We start from the raw sequence: 17,837 nt of genomic DNA, 5'->3' as shown, positions 1-17,837 counted from the left end.
CGCGCACACGTAAGCTGAGACGCGTGACCGAGTTCGCTCCTCCTCGCCCATGGACCGCAAGCTACGCCGAAGGGGTCCCGCAGGACCTTCCCGAGGTGACCGGTTCGCTGATCGACATCGTCGAGGCCTCGGTGCGCGACTACCCGGACGCCCCGGCGCTGCAGTTCTTCGGACGCGAGACGACCTACCGCGAGATGCAGGATGCCATCGAGCGCGCCGCCGCCGGGCTGCGCGATCTCGGTGTGGGCCCGGGCGACCCGGTGGCCATCGTGCTGCCGAACTGCCCGCAGCACATCATCGCCTTCTACGCCGTCCTTCGTCTCGGTGCTGTGGTGATCGAGCACAACCCGCTCTACACGCCCCGAGAGCTGCGCAAGCAGTTCGAGGACCACGGCGCCAGGCACGCCATCGTCTGGAGCAAGGTCGCCGAGACCGTACAGGCGTTCCCGGCCGATCTGGCGGTCAAGAGCCTGATCTCGGTCGACGTGACGACGGCCATGCCGCGCAGGATGCAGCTGATGCTGAGACTGCCGATCGCGAAGGCCCGGGAGTCGCGTGCGGCGCTGACCGCGAAGGTGCGCGGGGCGATCAGCTGGGACTCGCTCGGGGAGTGCGCACCGCTGCCGGCATCGCACCCGCGACCCGGCACCGACGACCTCGCGATCATCCAGTACACCTCCGGCACCACGGGCACGCCCAAGGGCGCCTCGCTCACCCACCGCAACCTGCTCGCCAACGCCGCGCAGGCGCGGGCGTGGGTGCCGTCGATCACACGAGGCGACGGCTGCGTCGTGTACGCCGTGCTGCCCATGTTCCACGCGTACGGACTCACGCTGTGCCTCACCTTCGCCATGTCGATGGGTGCGCGGCTCGTGCTCTTCCCGAAGTTCGAACCCGACCTCGTGCTGCAGGTCGCCAAGAAGCACCCGGCGACCTTCCTGCCCCTGGTGCCGCCGATCGCCGAGCGGCTGCTGGCCGCGGCGAAGGAGAAGGGCGTCTCGCTCGCCGGCACCGAGGTCGCGATCTCCGGTGCGATGGCACTGTCGCACCAGCTCGTGGTGCCTTTCGAGGAGGCCACCGGCGGCTACCTCGTCGAGGGCTACGGTCTGAGCGAGTGCTCCCCCGTGCTGATGGCCAACCCGGTCGCCGGCCATCGCGTGGCCGGCACAGTCGGCCTGCCGCTGCCGGGAACGGAGTGCCGCGTCGTCGACCCCGAGAATCCGACCGTCGACGTGGCGGCAGGCTCTGCCGGCGAGCTGATCGTGCGCGGCCCTCAGGTGTTCTCCGGCTACTACGGCAAGCCGGAGGAGACCGAGGCGGTGTTCGTCGACGGCTGGTTCCGCACCGGCGACATCGTCACGATCGACGACGCCGGCTTCGTGCGCATCGTCGACCGCATCAAGGAGCTCATCATCACGGGCGGCTTCAATGTGGCGCCGACCGAGGTCGAGGGCGCCCTGCGCCAGCATCCGGATGTCATCGACGCAGCCGTGGTGGGGCTGTCCAGCGACCGCTCCGGTGAGGAGGTCGTCGCGGCGATCGTCGTGGAGGACGGCAAGGACGTCGACGTCGAGGCGATCCGCGCCTTCGTGCGCGGCATCCTCACCCCGTACAAGGTGCCGCGGCGACTCTTCGTCGTCGACGAGCTGCCGACGTCGCTGATCGGCAAGGTGCTGCGCCGCGAGGTGAAGGAGCGCCTGCTGGCGCTGACCTCGGGCAGCTGAGTGGCCAGCACTCTCACATCCGCACCCACTATCGTTGACAGGTGACTGCCGACGACATCGCCCCTGCACCCGACGCGCCCGAGACCTCCGACGAGATCGTGACCTCTCCCGGATTCGAGGAGCTGGGCATCACCGGATCGCTGCTCAAGGCGATCAAGGACCTCGGCTACGAGACGCCCTCCCCCATCCAGGCGGCGACCATCCCCACTCTGCTGCGCGGCCGCGACGTGGTCGGCATGGCGCAGACCGGAACCGGCAAGACCGCGGCATTCGCACTCCCCGTGCTCGAGCGCCTCGAGCCGGGCCAGAAGACCCCGCAAGCACTCGTGCTCGCTCCCACGCGCGAGCTGGCGCTGCAGGTGTGCGAGGCGTTCGAGGCGTACTCCACCAAGATGAAGGGCGTGCACGTGCTGCCCGTCTACGGCGGGCAGGGCTACGGCGTGCAGCTGTCGGCGCTGCGCCGGGGCGTGGATGTCGTCGTCGGCACCCCGGGTCGCATCATGGATCACCTGGCGAAGGGGACCCTCGACCTCTCCGAACTGAAGTACCTCGTGCTGGATGAGGCCGACGAGATGCTGAAGATGGGCTTCGCCGAGGACGTCGAGCAGATCCTCGCGCAGACGCCGGAGGAGAAGCAGGTCGCCCTGTTCTCGGCGACCATGCCCGCCAGCATCCGCCGGCTCGCGCAGCAGTACCTGCGCGACCCCGAGGAGATCACGGTCAAGTCGAAGACCGCGACCAACACGAACATCACTCAGCGCTACCTCGTCGTCTCGTACGCGCAGAAGGTGGATGCCCTGACCCGCATCCTCGAGATCGAGAACTTCGACGGGATGATCGTCTTCGTCCGCACGAAGAACGAGACGGAGACCCTGGCCGAGAAGCTGCGCGCTCGCGGCTACTCCGCCGCCGCCATCAACGGCGACGTGCCGCAGGTGCAGCGTGAGCGCAGCGTCAACCAGCTCAAGGACGGCAAGCTCGACATCCTCGTCGCCACGGATGTCGCCGCACGCGGTCTCGACGTGGAGCGCATCAGCCACGTCGTCAACTTCGACATCCCCACCGACACCGAGTCGTACGTGCACCGCATCGGCCGCACCGGCCGTGCCGGCCGCACCGGAGACGCGATCAGCTTCATCACCCCGCGCGAGCGCTACCTGCTCAAGCACATCGAGAAGGCCACGCGCCAAGCGCCGGCCCAGATGCAGCTGCCGACCACCGAAGACGTGAACACCACTCGTCTCGCCCGCTTCGACGACGCCATCACGTCCGCTCTCGAGGAGACCCGCCGCATCGAGGCGTTCCGCGACATCATCGCGCACTACGTGCGCAACCACGACGTTCCCGAGGCGGATGTCGCCGCGGCGCTGGCCGTGGTCGCCCAGGGTGAGACACCGCTGCTGCTCGACCCCGAGAACGACGAGCTGTCGCGCGCGGTGGAGCGGGACAACCGTCCGCCGCGCGAGCGCAGCGACCGGTCCAACGACCGCGGCGACCGGGGCGACCGGGCCCCGCGGGAGCGTCGCGGCCGCGGCGACTACGCGCCCTACCGCATCGAGGTCGGCCGCCGTCACCGCGTCGAGCCGCGTCAGATCGTCGGCGCCCTGGCTAACGAGGGCGGCCTCGGCCGTGACGACTTCGGCGCGATCGCCATCAAGCCGGACTTCTCGATCGTCGAACTGCCGGTGAACATGGATCCGTCCGTGCTCGACAAGCTGCGCGACACCCGCATCTCGGGCAAGCTCATCGAGATCCGCCCCGACCGCGGCGTGCCGAACCGCCGCGCACCCCGCGACCGCGACGACCGCGGCGGATACGACCGGGACGACCGGGGCGGCCGCGGCTACTCCCGCGACGACCGCGGCTCCCGCGATGACCACGCGCGCGACGACCGGCCGGCCCGCAAGCCACGCCACAAGAACTGAACCCCCCGGCGCACGCTCGCGTGCGCCGGGTACGGGACGGTGCGCCTCGCGCGGACGGATGCTGAGGATCCGTCCGCGCGAGGCGCTTTCTGTGCGGAGTGCTCCCTGACGCGGGTCAGGCGTCGAGCGCGTCCGGGCCCTGGGTGACGAGGATGTGAAACTGGGCGGCGTCGAGGATGCGCAGCCCGAGCGCCTCGGCCTTGGCGAGCTTGGAGCCGGCGCCGGGACCCGCAGCCACGAAGTCGGTCTTCTTCGACACGGAGGATGCCGCCTTGCCGCCGGCCTTCATGATCGCCTCCTGCGCGCCCTCACGCGAGTAGCCCTCCAGGCTTCCCGTGGCGACCACGGTGAGTCCGTCGAGCACTCCGCCCTCGACCGTGGCGGCTCCGGGACCGGGATGCCCTGGCGTCGCCCACTGCACCCCGGCATCCGCCCACTGCTGCACGATCTCCTGGTGCCAGTCGACCTCGAACCAGCTGAGCAGCGAATCCGCGATGATCCCGCCGACGCCCTCCACAGCGGCCAGCTCGTCGCGGCTCGCCGCGCGGATGGCATCCAGCGAGCCGAACCACTGCGCGAGCGCGCGGGCGGCGACCGGGCCGACGTGGCGGATGTTCAGCGAGACGAGAAGCCGCCAGAGCTCCTTGGTCTTCGCCTTCTCGAGCTCGGCGAGCAGTTTCACCGCCTGCGATGAGGGCTGGGGACCATCGAGTCCCTGCTTCTTCTCGGCTGCGCTGGCGTTGCGGCGGAAGGGCGCCCGCATCTTGACGACGCCGTCGTCGTCTTCCTTGGCCAGTCCGGTCTCGGAGTCGCGCACGACCACCTCGATGGGCACGATCTGCTCGAGCGTGAGATCGAAGAGGCCCGCCTCGGTCTCCAGCGGCGGATCAGCCGGGCGAGTGGGCTGAGTCAGCGCCGCAGCGGTCACCTCGCCGAGCGCCTCCACATCGAGCGCGCCACGGGATCCGATGTGCTCGACACGACCGCGCACCTGGGCAGGGCAGGAGCGCGCGTTCGGGCAGCGGAGGTCGATGTCGCCCTCCTTCATGGGCCGCAAGGGCGTGCCGCACTCGGGGCACGCGTCGGGCATGACGAACTCGCGCTCGGTGCCGTCGCGCTTGTCGACCACCGGGCCGAGCACCTCGGGGATCACGTCGCCGGCCTTGCGCAGCACGACGGTGTCGCCGATCAGCACGCCCTTCGCCTTCACGACGTCCTTGTTGTGCAGGGTCGCCTGGCGCACGACGGAGCCGGCGACCTGCGCCGGCTGCATGACCGCGAACGGGGTGGCGCGACCGGTGCGTCCCACCGAGACGACGATGTCGAGAAGCCGGGTCTGCACCTCTTCCGGCGGGTACTTGTAGGCGATCGCCCAGCGGGGTGCGCGGCTGGTCGTCCCGAGCTCGTCGTGCAGCGCGAGCTCATCGACCTTGACGACGATTCCGTCGAGCTCGTGCTCGATGTCGTGGCGGTGCTCGCCGAAGTGCGCCACGTACTCCTCGACCTCGTCGATGCTGCGGCACACCTTGGTGTGCGGGCTGGTCGGCAGGCCCCACTGGGCCAGCAGCTCGTACACCTCGCTCTGCGCGGCGACCGGCGGGTTCGTCCAGGCGCCAACGCCGTGCACGTACAGCGACAGCGACTCGATGCGCAGCAGACCGGCTTCGAGCTCGAGACCCGTCTTCTTGTCGATCTGCTGCCGCAGGCCACCACTCGCGGCGTTGCGCGGGTTGGCGAAGGCAGGGAAGCGGCGGGCCGCGGCGGTACGGGCCTTCTCATCGTCGAAGGGCTTCTTCGCGCCGCCGCGCGTCTCCCACCTATCGCGCGCCTCCGCGTAGACGCGATCGCGGAACGACGCCTGCGCGGCGTTGAGGCGCTCGAAGGCCGCGACGGGGATGAACACCTCGCCACGCACCTCGACGATCTCCGGATGGCCTTCGCCGCTCAGCCGCTCGGGGATGTCGGCGAGACGCAGGGCGTTCTCGGTGACGATCTCGCCGACGCGACCATCGCCGCGGGTCGCGGCCGAGGTCAGCACACCGTTCTCGTATCGCAGGTTGATCGCCAGACCGTCGATCTTCAGCTCGGTCAGCCAGGCGACCTCTCGCCCGGCGGATGCCTGGGTCTTCGCCGCCCACTCGCGCAGCTCGTCGAGCGAGAACACGTTGTCGAGGCTCAGCATCCGCTCGGCGTGCTCGATCGTGGCGAGACCGGTTGCCTCCGCGGCGCCGACCATCTGCGTCGGCGAGTCCTGCCCCTGCAGCTCGGGATGCAGACGCTCGAGCTCTTCGAGCCGCCGCATCCAGCCGTCGTACGTCGCGTCGTCGACGAGCGACGTGTCTCGCCCGTAGTAGGCGTCCTTCGCCTCGAGGATGCGGGTCGTGAGCTCTTCGGCTTCGGCGCGGGCGTCGGTCAGCGAGATGTTCTCAGGCACCCGCCAAGTCTACGAGCGAGCACCGACAAGCCAGGGGGCTTGACGCCGCACGCGCGTGCAGTGCCCGACCGGCGTCAGGCGCCGACCGGGACGGCCGACACTGTGGTGTCGATCGTGAACTGCCCGAGCACCCGCGTGCCGACGTAGATGACCGCGCTCTGACCGGGCGCCACGCCGTCGAGCGGCACCTCAGGCACGACGCGCACCCCGGTGTCGGTCACCTGCGCGCGAGCGGGCACGGGTTCGGCATGGGCGCGGATCTGAACCTCGCACGCGAAGTCGGACGCCACGGGCGCAGCACCCGCCCACGAGAAGCGCTCCCCCGCGATCTCGGCGATCGCCAGCGCCTCCTTCGGACCGACGACCACGGTGTTCGACACCGGTCGCACCTCGAGCACGAAGCGCGGCTTGCCGTCGGCAGCAGGCACACCCAGGCGCAGACCACGGCGCTGACCGACGGTGAACACGTGCGCGCCCTCGTGCGTGCCGACGACCCCGCCGCTGCGGTCGACGATGTCGCCGGTCTCGGTGCCGACCTTCTCCGCCAGCCATCCGCGCGTGTCGCCGTCGGGGATGAAGCAGATGTCGTGGCTGTCCGGCTTCTGGGCGACCGTGATGCCGCGCTCTGCCGCCTCAGCGCGCACCAGCGCCTTCGAGGGCGTGTCGCCGAGCGGGAAGTAGGTTCGTGCGAGCTGGTCGGCGTTCAGCACCCCGAGCACATACGACTGGTCTTTGGCCGAATCCGACGCCCGGTGCAGCTCGAGCCCCCCCGAGCCGTCGACGAGGGTCGCGTAGTGGCCGGTGCAGACGGCGTCGAAGCCCAGCTCGATGGCGCGCTCGAGAAGGGCCGCGAACTTGATCTTCTCGTTGCAGCGCAGGCAGGGGTTGGGCGTGCGGCCGGCCTTGTACTCGGAGATGAAGTCCTCGATGACGTCGTCGCGGAAGCGCTCAGAGAAGTCCCAGACATAGAACGGGATGCCGAGCAGATCGGCCACGCGACGGGCATCCAGCGCATCCTCGATCGTGCAGCAGCCGCGACTGCCGGTGCGCAGTGTGCCGCCGGCCCGGGACAGCGCCAGATGCACGCCGACGACATCGTGTCCTGCATCGACGGCGCGCGCCGCCGCCACCGCCGAATCGACACCACCGCTCATCGCCGCCAGAACTCGCATGGACTCCAGTCTACGAGCGCCGGCTGGGCGACTCCCCTCAGCGCGAGGCTCGCGCCACGGCATCCGGAATCGCGGCGAGCACCGCGGCGACATCCGCCTCGGTCGACGTCGATCCGAGCGTGAACCGCAGCACGCTCCGGGCATCCTGCTCGCGGCGCCCCATCGCCAGCACCACGTGCGAGGGCTCGGCCACCCCGGCCTGGCAGGCCGAGCCGGTGGACGCCGAGATGCCCGCCATGTCGAGCAGGAACAGCAGGCTCTCCCCCACCGCCCCCGGGAACAGCAGATGCGCATTGCCGGGCAGGCGATCGATCGGATCGCCGAGCAGCGACGCCGAGGGGACGGCGGCGAGGACGCCCGCCACGAGCCGGTCCCGCAGCGCGGCGAGCCGGGTGCTCTCGCGCTCGCGTTCGGCGTCGCTCTCCTCCAGCGCCACGGCGAGGGCAGCCGCGCCGGGCACATCCTGCGTTCCCGCACGCAGCCCGCGCTGGTGCGATCCCCCGTGCAGCAGCGGCGCGATCCGCGCGCTGCGGGCCGCGACCAGCACACCCGTTCCGACCGGCGCGCCGATCTTGTGGCCGGCGATGCTCATCGCGACGAGTCCGGCACCGGCGGGCGCATCGCCTCGCAGCTCGCGGAACGCGAGCGGCAGGTGACCGAAGGCGGCGACCGCATCCAGGTGCAGCGGGACACCCGCGGCGGCGGCGGCGAAGCCGAGCGCCGGCGCGTCGTTGACCGTGCCCACCTCGTTGTTGGCGACCAGGGCGGTGGCCAGCGCCGCGCCGGGCAGCGCGCCGGTGAACAGCGGCACGTCGATCCGGCCGAGCGCGTCCACCCGCACGGAACGCACCTGGACGCCCTCCCGCTCGAGAGCCGCGACGGTGTCCATGGTGGCGTGATGTTCAGCATCGGGGAGGACGATGGCCGCCGCGTCCGCGGGTCGCGAGCGCCACAAGCCGCGAAGGGCGGTGTTGATCGACTCGGTGCCGCCCGAGGTGAACACGACCTCTATCGGATCGCAGCCGATGACGGCGGCGGCCCGCTCGCGTGAGTCCTCGAGCAGTCGGCGCGCAGCCTGGCCCGCGCCGTGCGTCGACGACGCGTTGCCCACGATCTCGGATGCCGCGATCCAGGCGTCCCGGGCACCGGCGCGCAGCGGAGTCGTCGCCGCGTGATCGAGGTAGTGCCGCATCCTCCCATCCTCGCACTGCGCCGCCCGGCGGGACTGAGGATCATTGGCTGCGGGACGCAGATTCATCTTCAGAGGGTCGGCAGTTTAGGCTGGTGGCCATGCCCGCTCTGCCCGCACCGCCCCTCGGCGGCGACGCTCTCGACAACCTCGGCGTGCGGCTGCACGACGGTGGCGGAACGCTGCGCGTCTGGTCCAGGAACGCATCGTCCATCGAACTCGTGGTGTTCGACGGGGACGACCTCGACTGGGAGATCGCGACGCTGCCGCTCGAGCGGCGGACAGGCGGCATCTGGGAGGCGACGACCGACCTGCTGCGGGCGGGTGCGCGCTACGCGCTGCGCGTGGACGGACCGCTCGGTCCCGGCAACGTCTTCAACTCCGAGACCCTCCTGCTCGACCCGTACTCTCGGGGCCTCGCGCAGGGCGGCGGGTATCAGGAGTGGCGCTCGGTGGTGATCGCCGACGGCTTCGACTGGGGAGATGTGCAAAAGCCCGCGGTGCCGATGGACGAAACCGTCATCTACGAGGGCCATATCAAGGGCCTCACCAAGCGTCACCCCGGTGTGCCCGCTGCGCTGCACGGCACGTACGCCGGCCTCGCCCACCCGGCGATGACCGAGTACCTGACGCAGCTGGGCGTCACCAGCGTCGAGCTGCTGCCCGTGCAGGCGTTCGTGCCCGAGCCCCGACTGCTCGAGCGCGGACTCACGAACTACTGGGGCTACAACACCCTCAACTTCTTCACGCCGCACACCGCCTACGCCACAGAGGCCGCGCGCCGCGCCGGCCCCGAGGCCGTGCTCGCGGAGTTCAAGGGCATGGTCAAGCTGCTGCACCAGGCGGGCCTCGAGGTGATCCTCGACGTCGTCTACAACCACACCAGCGAGGAGGGCCTCGGCGGCCCGCGAGCCAGTTTCCGTGGCATCGACAACGCCCTCTACTATCGCCAGCTGGAGGACGGCGCCTACGTCGACACCACCGGATGCGGGAACACGCTCAACACGTCGGTCGACGCGCCCGCGCGCCTCGTTCTCGACTCGCTGCGCTATTGGGCGACCGAGATGCAGATCGACGGCTTCCGCTTCGACCTCGCCACCTCTCTCGCCCGCGACGCCGGCCATGAGTACGACCGCGAGCATCCCCTCCTGCAGGCCATCGGTGAGGACCCGGCGCTGCAGGACGTGAAGATCATCGCCGAGCCGTGGGACGTGGGACTCGGCGGCTGGCAGACCGGCAACTTTCCCGCCGGATGGAGCGAGTGGAACGACCGCTACCGCGACCGCGCCCGGAACTTCTGGCTCAGCGACATCGACTACGCCCGGCGCGCGACCGCACCCGTCGGCATCGGCGGATTCGCCAATCGTCTGGCCGGCTCCGCCAACACCTACTCGCAGGAGCGCGGTCCGCTGGCGAGCATCAACTTCGTCACCGCGCACGACGGCTTCACGCTGCACGACCTCGTCAGCTACGACGTCAAGCACAACGAAGCCAACGGCGAGCAGAACCGCGACGGCGCGGACGTGAACCGGTCGTTCAACCATGGCGTCGAGGGCGAGACCGACAACCCCGCCATCCTCACAGCACGACGCCGGGCGATGCGCAACCTGATGGGCACCCTGCTGCTCTCGGCGGGCATCCCGATGATCACCGCGGGAGACGAGTTCGGGCGCACGCAGAAGGGCAACAACAACGCCTACTGCCATGACTCCCCCCTCACCTGGCTGAGCTGGTCTCACGAGCCGTGGCAGCAGGATCTGCTGGCACACGTCACCCGGCTCACGCGCCTGCGTGCCGAGAATCGCGCGCTGCGGCCCGCACGCTTCGCGGTGCTCGGCGAGCACGTCCCGGAGGCATCCGAGATGGAATGGTTCGACCAGAACGGCGAGACGATGGCGTCCGAGCAGTGGAACGACCCCCGCCATCGCACCCTGCAGTACGTCGCGACGAGCGACCCGCGTGATGGCGAGAGCAACCGCATCCTGCTGATCGTGCACGGCACCGAGGCCTCGATCGACGTCCGCCTGCCTGACGGGCTGGAAGGGGCGACGGGCTTCACGTCGCTCTGGTCCAGCGCAGATGAGACGCCACGCGACGAGCAGCGCCGGTACTCGCCCGGAGAGGTCCTCCCGATCGCGGGCACGTCGATGCAGCTCTTCCGGGTCGAGTGACGCATACCACCAGGCACGGTACATTCGAGGTGTGGCAGCACCGACAGCACGTGACTCTGCGGGTCTGAGAAGCCCCGCCCAGATCCCTCTGCGCCCTGCCGCCGAGACGACCCACGATCCCGGCCTGAGAGCCGGGCGCATCCCGGTCTTCTCGCCGACACCGCATGTGCCTCAGGGGTACCCGGCGAAAGCCTTCGTCGGAGAGGCCGTGCCGTTCGACGTCGTGGCGTTCCGCGAGGGGCACGACCTCATCGGCGTGCATCTGCGCCTCTCATCCCCCGACGGGCGCGAGACGCTGCACCGGCTCACCCCGCTCGACGACGGCAGCGATCGGTGGCGCACGACGGTCGCGCTCGATCTCGCGGGCGACTGGCGCTTCCGTTTCGAGGCGTTCTCGGATGACTTCGGCACGTGGGCGCACGCCGCCGACGTCAAGGCGCTCGCGGGAGTCGACATCCCGGTGATGTGCGCACTGGGCGTGCAGCTGCTCGCGGCGGCCGCCAAGGAGACAGACCGGCCCCCGGCCGAGACCCGCATCCTGAGGGCTGCGGCGACGATGCTGCGGAAGGCGCAGAAGGCGTCGGATGCCGAGGCGCTGCGCGCCGTCGCCGTCGACGCGGCGCTCGGCCAGGCGTTCGCCGCCCGCCCCCTCGCCGCGTTGGGATCGGTCATCGACTGGATGCCGCTGCGCGTCGAGCGGCAGCGGGCGGGCGTCGGCGCCTGGTACGAGTTCTTCCCCCGCTCGGAGGGCGCGGTGCGCCGCAAGGACGGCACAGTGAAGAGCGGAACGTTCCGCTCCGCCGCGCAGCGCCTGCCGGGCGTGGCGGGCATGGGCTTCGACGTGGTCTACCTCGTGCCGATCCACCCGATCGGCACGACGAATCGCAAGGGTCGCAACAACACCCTGACCATCGAGCCCGGCGATCCAGGATCGCCGTACGCGATCGGCTCCCCCGACGGCGGACACGACGCGATCCACCCGGAGCTCGGCACGGAGAAGGATCTGCGCGCCTTCATCCGGGCCGCGGCGAAGGAGGGCCTCGAGGTCGCCCTCGACCTCGCGCTGCAGGCGTCGCCCGATCACCCCTGGGTGAGCGAGCATCCGGAATGGTTCACCACCCTTCCCGACGGCACCATCGCGTACGCCGAGAACCCGCCGAAGAAATATCAGGACATCTACCCGATCAACTTCGACAACGACCCGGCCGGCAGCTACGCCGAGATGCTGCGCGTCGTCATGCACTGGGTGTCGCTCGGCGTCAAGATCTTCCGCGTCGACAACCCGCACACCAAGCCGCTGCAGTTCTGGGAATGGCTGATCGCCGCGGTCAACGCGAAGGACCCCGACGTGATCTTCCTCGCCGAGGCGTTCACCCGGCCCGCGGTGATGCGGGCCCTCGCCGCGGTCGGCTTCCAGCAGAGCTACTCGTACTTCACCTGGCGCAACACCAAGGCCGAGCTCGAGGAGTTCCTCACCTCGGTGTCGCACGAGACGAGCGACTACATGCGACCGAACCTGTTCGTGAACACGCACGACATCCTCACCGAGTACCTGCAGTTCGGCGGGCGCGCGGCGTACCGCATCCGGGCCTGCATCGCTGCGACCGCGGCTCCGATCTGGGGCGTGTATGCGGGTTACGAGCTGATCGAGAACGTGGCCAGGCCCGGCTCCGAGGAGAACATCGACAACGAGAAGTACGAGTACAAGTTCCGCGACTGGGAGGGCGCAGAGGAGCGCGGCGAGTCCCTCGCGCCGCTGCTGCGGCGCCTGAACGAGATCCGGCGCGAGCATCCGGCGCTGGGGCAGCTGCGCAACTTCTCCGCGCACTGGAGCGATGACGATGCGGTGCTGGTGTACTCCAAGCATCTGGATGCCGCATTCACCGGCACCGGGAACGCGGACACCATCATCGTCGTGGCGAACGTCGACCCGCACTCGGTGCGCGAGACGACCGTTCACCTCGACACCACGGTGTGGGGCATCGAACCCGGTGACGCGTTCAAGGTCGAGGATCTGCTCACCGGAGCAGTCTGGACCTGGACCGACCACAACTATGTGCGGCTGGACGCGTTCGCCGAGCCGGTGCACATCCTGAAGGTGAAGGAGCGATCATGAGCTATCTCGAAGACGTGTCTGCGTCGGCGGAGTGGATGGCGGTGTCGCAATCCACGCATCACGACCCGCATGCTGTGCTCGGCGCGCATCCCCGCACCGATTCCGTCGGTCGCACCACCACCGCGATACGCGCGCGCCGGCCGTTCGCCGAAGCCGTGCAGGCCGTCTTCGACGACGGCTCCCGGCTCGACCTCGCCCATGTCGCGCACGGGATCTGGGAGGGCAGCCACAGCGGGCAGCCCGTGCCCTACCGCATTGCGACGACGTACTCCGGCGGCGAGGAGACCATCGCCGGAGACCCGTACCGTCACCTCAGCGCTGTCGGGGAGCTCGACATCCACCTGATCGCCGAGGGACGCCACGAGCGTCTGTGGGAGGTGCTCGGAGCGCACCCCCGCGCTCTCGACGGCGAGCAGGGCGTGGACTTCGCCGTGTGGGCCCCGAACGCGAGGTCGATGCGCGTGGTCGGCGACTTCAACGGCTGGAACGGGGAAGGTCACGCCATGCGCTCGATGGGCGGGAGCGGCGTCTGGGAGCTGTTCATCCCCGACGTGCCTGTCGGAGCGCGCTACAAGTACGAGATCCTCGGCGCCGACGGGCACTGGCGGCAGAAAGCCGACCCCATGGCGCAGCAGGCCGAGTTGCCGCCGGCGACCGCCTCGGTCGTCACGCTGAGCGCCTACCGCTGGAACGACGAGGCCTGGCTCACCCGGCGCGCCGCCGCACATGCGGTCGCCCAGCCGATGTCGGTCTACGAGGTGCACCTCGGCTCGTGGCGCGGCGGTCTCACCTACCGAGACGCGTCGGATCCCCTGATCGAGCACGTCCTGGCGACGGGATTCACCCACGTGGAGTTCATGCCCCTCGCCGAGCATCCGTTCGGCGGATCGTGGGGGTATCAGGTGAGCGGGTACTACGCCGCGACGAGCCGCTTCGGCTCGCCCGACGACCTCAGGTACCTGATCGACCGGCTCCACCAGGCGGGTATCGGCGTGATCATGGACTGGGTGCCCGGCCACTTCCCGAAGGACGAGTTCGCCCTGGCCCGCTTCGACGGCAGCCCGCTGTACGAGCACGCGGATCCTCGGCGCGGCGAGCATCAGGACTGGGGCACGCTGGTCTTCGACTACGGTCGCAGCGAAGTGCGCAACTTCCTCGTGGCGAACGCCCTGTTCTGGCTCAGCGAGTTCCACATCGACGGTCTGCGCGTCGACGCCGTCGCCTCGATGCTCTACCTCGACTACTCGCGCAAGGCGGGCGAGTGGGAGCCGAACATCCACGGCGGACGCGAGAACCTCGAGGCGATCCACTTCCTGCAGGAGGTCAACGCCACGGCTTACCGCAAGCACAAGGGCGTCGTCATGATCGCCGAGGAGTCCACGGCATTCCCCGGCGTGACCGCCCCCACGAACCACGCCGGACTCGGCTTCGGGTTCAAGTGGAACATGGGGTGGATGAACGACTCGCTCGAGTACATGAAGCGAGACCCGCTGCACCGCGCGCACCATGAGGGTGAGATGACGTTCTCGTTTGTCTACGCCTTCGGCGAGAACTACATGCTGCCGATCAGCCACGACGAGGTCGTGCATGGCAAGGGCACCCTGGTCTCGCGGATGCCAGGCGACCACGCGCACAAGCTCGCGAACCTGCGCGCGTACCTCGGCTTCATGTGGGGTCATCCCGGCAAGAAGCTGCTGTTCATGGGTCAGGAGTTCGGTCAGATCGGCGAGTGGTCGGTCGACCGCGAGCTGGACTGGTGGCTGCTCGACCAGCCGGCGCACGCCCAGCTGCAGCAGCTGGTCGGCTCGCTCAACGCCGTCTACCGTGCGCAGGCCCCGCTCTGGGAGCGCGACAACGACGGCTCGTCGTTCTCGCGTCTGGGAGCGCCCAGCTGGGATCCCAGCGTGATCGCGTTCGAGCGGCGGGATGCCCATGGCGGCCGCCTAGTGGTCATCTCCAACTTCGCGGGCGTGACACGCACGGGATACCGGATCGCCCTGCCTGTGGAGGGCTCCTGGCAGGAGATCCTGAACACGGATGCCGCCGCCTTCGGCGGGAACGACGCCGGGAACCTCGGAATGATCAGCGCCCACAGAGCCAACGACGACGATCCCGCGATCGCGACCGTCACGCTTCCGGCGCTGTCGACGCTGTGGTTCCGGTACCAGCCCGATCCGCACCTGCCGACGCCGAGCCACTGGTGAACGATGAGCGCCCGACCCCAGAAGGGGGTCGGGCGCTCGTCGTCGAATGAGGGGGCCGGGTCAGAAGAGCAGCGAGGTGAGCCTCGTGCGCGCCGACGTCACGCGCGGGTCAGCGGGACCGATCAGCTCGAACAGCTCGACCAGCCGCTCGCGGATGCGCGTGCGGCTGCCGGCGTCGGCCGCACTGAACAGCTCGAGCAGTCTGCTGAACGCGTCGTCGACATGGCCGCCGGCGAGGTCGAGGTCGGCGACCTGGAACTGCGCGTCGATGTCCATCGGCGCAGCAGCAGCCGCGGCGCGGACCTGCTGCAGGTCGAGGCCCTGCACGCGGTGCAGCAGCCGCACCTGACCCAGCCCCGCCTTCGCGTCGTCATCGCGCGGGTTCTCGGCGAGGGCCTTCTCGTACGCGGTGATCGCGCGCGCGTAGTCCCCCGCCTCGATCGCCTCGAACGCCTCGGCGTGCAGAGGCGGCAGCGGTGCGGACTCGTCCTCGGGGGCCGGGGCGCCGTCGTCGCCCACGGGCACCGATCCGGTGACGCCGTTCTGCGCGGCGACCTCGAGCAGGCGGGCGAAGACCTCGCGCACCTGCTCCTCAGGGACGGCGCCCGTGAACATCGGCACGGGCTGTCCGCCGATCAGGGCGACGACCATGGGGATCGACTGCGCGCGGAATGCCTGTGCGACCTGAGGGTTGGCGTCGACATCGACCTTGGCGAGCACGACGCGCCCGTGCTGCTCGCGGGTCACCTTCTCGATGATGGGGCTGAGCTGCTTGCACGGCCCGCACCACTCCGCCCAGAGGTCGACGACGACGGGGACCGAGCGCGAGAGCTCGAGGATCTCGCCGAACGACTGATCGGTGACATCGACGACCACATCGGGCGCCCCATCGACCGGCGCACTCGGGGCCGCGGCTCCCTTGGGGTCCTGGGCGCCGGCTGGCCGGTTGCGCAGAGAGGACAGGTCGACTGCGCCGCGCAAAGCGGCAGCGGAGATCTCGGTCACTGGTTCACCTTCACGCTGAGGAGGTCCTGATGGTACGCGAGCAGACGGATCTGCTCCTTCGAGCCCTGTGCGGGCACGGAGAAGAAGAGCTGGATGCCGTAGATCGTGGTGAAGCCCTTGGCGGACTCCTTCACGCCGGTCAGCGCGCTCGCCTCCTGATTCTCGCCGATCCGGATCACCGCATCGGCCGAGGTCGCGGTGATCGTCTCGATGTCATCGACACGCACAGCCACCACCGCTCCGCTGCCCAGCGTGGCCAGGGAGAGCGGCGTCTCCTCCGGTGCCTTCATGTCGAACGCGACCGTGGAGGTGGTGTCGGCCTGCTTCTCCTTGAGCCCGGTGAGGACGGCGGTACGGCTGTCGCGGACGCTCTGCGCCAGCTTCTCGGCGGTGGCGTCGAAACGCCCGGCGAACTCGCTCTTGTCGCCGTTGTCGACGAAGTCCGAGAAGGCGTCCGCCACCTGCTCGGGCGGAAGCGCCAGGAACGGAGACTCGGCGGGGATGCGGGTGGTGCCGAGCCACGCCGGCGCGACGTCGGGGAATTCGGAGGCGGCGGGCATGTCGGCCATCTCGGAGATGCGGTAGTTCGACCAGGGATCGTCCTGCGTCATCGTCAGCAGCACGGGCGCCGCGGTGTCGTCCTTCTCGGAGACGGTCAGCGCGAGCACCGAGCGCGGCCAGCTGTCCGTCGCCTCCGGCAGAAGGATCTTGACCTTGTCCCGCGGCGACGTCAGTGCTTGCGTGCGCTCGGCGATCTTCTCGCGGAGCGTGTACTCGGTGCGCCGGCCTTCGAGAGCGGCCCCGGCGATACGCGTCTCGGCGCGAGCGATGTCGAGTTCTTCGTCGGCCTGCTGCACGACCTGGGCGATCTCGGAGACGATGCGCTGGCCCTGCTTCTTCGTGACCACCGGCGGCTTCTGATCCTCGGGGGTCACCACCGTCGGCGTCGGGGTCGGCGTCGGGGTCTCCGCGCCGAACTCCGGCCAGGACTCCGCCGAGCAGCCGGTCGCGAGCACGGCGGTCAGCGTCAGCGCGGGCAGACCCAGTGCGAGGCGGCGCCGCAGCGCAATGCGATGCGCCTGCCCGGGCGACCGCTCCTCCCCCTCGGAGTCTGCAGAGGGAGCGTCGATCCGCCCGGTCGCTGTGCGGTCAAGATCAGCGGCATCCCCGGACCCCTGTTCGATCGCCGCGCGCCGCGGAGTGCCCTGCATCTCGATCGGCTGCGTCTCGGGCAGCGGACCCGGCCCCTTGCGCAGCGGTCCGCGGCCGCGACGCTGGTGGCGGATCGCCAGGATGTAGAGCACGAGACCTGCGAGCAGAAGGACACCGCCGGCCGTCATCAGCGGACCCGCCAGAGGGGTGCGGGTGTCGAGTCCCCAGCTCACGAGCACCTCGTCGGGAGCCGGCTCGATGCCGTCGCGCGAGATGAGCACGCTGTGCCCCGGCGTCAGCTGCATCTCGGTCACGAGGGTGTCCTCCTCGGCATACGAATCGAGCCAGAGATCGGAGCCTGCCGGGTTGCGGCCCGAGGTCTCGCCTCCTCCGGCCGGCGGCTGCTGAGGCGCGACGGTCCTGCTGACCGGCTCGTCGTCCTTCCCGAGCGTGACACTCGTGTAACTCGTGTCCGACAGCCATGCCTCGGCATCGGCGGTCCGGCCGTACGCCACGAAGATCTCGCCCTCGCCGCGCACGAGCAGCTTCTGAAGCCCGGGGTGGGCGGCGAGCACGTCCGCATCGACGAGCAGATACGGCTGCGGCTCGTCGACCGACAGCGCCATCCTCTGCTCGGTGGGCCCCATGAAGATGGTGCGCTGGGCGATCCCGGCTCCGATGAGAACCGTGGCCAGCACGAAGGCCACGACGGCCCATACGAAACGCACGAATCAACTCCTTACGC

General features: G+C 69.8%; 10 protein-coding genes. 5 read left to right on the top strand and 5 right to left on the bottom strand.

Going from position 1 to position 17,837, the window contains the following annotated elements; translation table 11 throughout:
• Positions 1 to 23: 23 nt before the first annotated feature.
• Complete coding sequence (locus ACIPV2_RS05195) at positions 24 to 1,724, top strand: long-chain-fatty-acid--CoA ligase (protein ID WP_400839113.1); 1,701 nt, start codon at positions 24 to 26, stop codon at positions 1,722 to 1,724.
• 41 nt (positions 1,725 to 1,765) lie between these two features.
• Entirely contained in the window at positions 1,766 to 3,649 is a 1,884-nt protein-coding gene (locus tag ACIPV2_RS05190; RefSeq protein ID WP_400839111.1) for a DEAD/DEAH box helicase, read from the top strand.
• Positions 3,650 to 3,764: 115 nt separating this feature from the next.
• Here ACIPV2_RS05190 and ligA read toward each other — a convergent pair whose 3' ends face one another.
• The 3 genes from ligA to ACIPV2_RS05175 form a co-directional block, all read right to left on the bottom strand.
• A complete protein-coding gene (gene ligA, locus ACIPV2_RS05185; RefSeq protein WP_400839109.1) occupies positions 3,765 to 6,083 on the bottom strand; it encodes an NAD-dependent DNA ligase LigA in 2,319 nt (772 codons plus the stop codon).
• 74 nt (positions 6,084 to 6,157) lie between these two features.
• Positions 6,158 to 7,255 carry a tRNA 2-thiouridine(34) synthase MnmA gene (gene mnmA / locus ACIPV2_RS05180; protein WP_400839107.1) on the bottom strand — a complete coding sequence of 366 codons (1,098 nt, stop codon included), beginning with the start codon at positions 7,253 to 7,255 and terminating at the stop codon, positions 6,158 to 6,160.
• Between the two features lie 37 nt (positions 7,256 to 7,292).
• Positions 7,293 to 8,447, bottom strand: a complete 1,155-nt coding sequence (locus tag ACIPV2_RS05175; RefSeq protein ID WP_400839105.1) for a cysteine desulfurase family protein — start codon at positions 8,445 to 8,447, stop codon at positions 7,293 to 7,295.
• A gap of 98 nt (positions 8,448 to 8,545) precedes the next feature.
• On the opposite strand from ACIPV2_RS05175, the gene glgX reads away from it, so the two are divergent.
• Genes glgX through glgB form a run of 3 tightly spaced genes read left to right on the top strand, consistent with a single transcriptional unit; the run spans position 8,546 to position 14,935 of the window.
• A complete protein-coding gene (glgX, locus tag ACIPV2_RS05170; RefSeq protein WP_400839103.1) occupies positions 8,546 to 10,615 on the top strand; it encodes a glycogen debranching protein GlgX in 2,070 nt (689 codons plus the stop codon).
• Positions 10,616 to 10,646: 31 nt separating this feature from the next.
• Positions 10,647 to 12,731 carry a maltotransferase domain-containing protein gene (locus ACIPV2_RS05165; RefSeq protein WP_400839101.1) on the top strand — a complete coding sequence of 695 codons (2,085 nt, stop codon included), beginning with the start codon at positions 10,647 to 10,649 and terminating at the stop codon, positions 12,729 to 12,731.
• The gene (glgB, locus tag ACIPV2_RS05160) at positions 12,728 to 14,935 is read left to right on the top strand and encodes a 1,4-alpha-glucan branching protein GlgB (protein ID WP_400839099.1); all 2,208 of its coding nucleotides are present in this window, start codon (positions 12,728 to 12,730) and stop codon (positions 14,933 to 14,935) included. The genes ACIPV2_RS05165 and glgB overlap by 4 nt, the downstream gene beginning before the upstream one ends.
• 60 nt (positions 14,936 to 14,995) lie before the next feature.
• On the opposite strand, the gene ACIPV2_RS05155 is transcribed toward glgB, so the two are convergent.
• Both ACIPV2_RS05155 and ACIPV2_RS05150 read right to left on the bottom strand, forming a co-directional pair.
• On the bottom strand, positions 14,996 to 15,940 hold the full coding sequence (locus ACIPV2_RS05155) for a tetratricopeptide repeat protein (protein WP_400839097.1): 945 nt from the start codon (positions 15,938 to 15,940) through the stop codon (positions 14,996 to 14,998).
• Entirely contained in the window at positions 15,937 to 17,820 is a 1,884-nt protein-coding gene (locus ACIPV2_RS05150) for a glycosyl transferase (protein ID WP_400839095.1), read from the bottom strand. Before ACIPV2_RS05150 ends, ACIPV2_RS05155 begins: the two co-directional genes overlap by 4 nt.
• Between the last annotated feature and the right edge of the window lie 17 nt (positions 17,821 to 17,837).

Source organism: Microbacterium sp. NPDC089987, from assembly GCF_044748505.1.
Taxonomy (GTDB): domain Bacteria; phylum Actinomycetota; class Actinomycetes; order Actinomycetales; family Microbacteriaceae; genus Microbacterium.
The sequence above is the reverse complement of the archived record's forward strand: the minus strand, read 5'-3'. Positions and strand labels throughout refer to the sequence as shown.

Coding starts and splice junctions, on each gene's coding strand:
- mnmA (WP_400839107.1), bottom strand. CDS start 7,255: ATGCGAGTTCTGGCGGCGATGAGCGGTGGTGTCGATTCGGCGGTGGCG.
- ACIPV2_RS05175 (WP_400839105.1), bottom strand. CDS start 8,447: ATGCGGCACTACCTCGATCACGCGGCGACGACTCCGCTGCGCGCCGGT.
- glgX (WP_400839103.1), top strand. CDS start 8,546: ATGCCCGCTCTGCCCGCACCGCCCCTCGGCGGCGACGCTCTCGACAAC.
- glgB (WP_400839099.1), top strand. CDS start 12,728: ATGAGCTATCTCGAAGACGTGTCTGCGTCGGCGGAGTGGATGGCGGTG.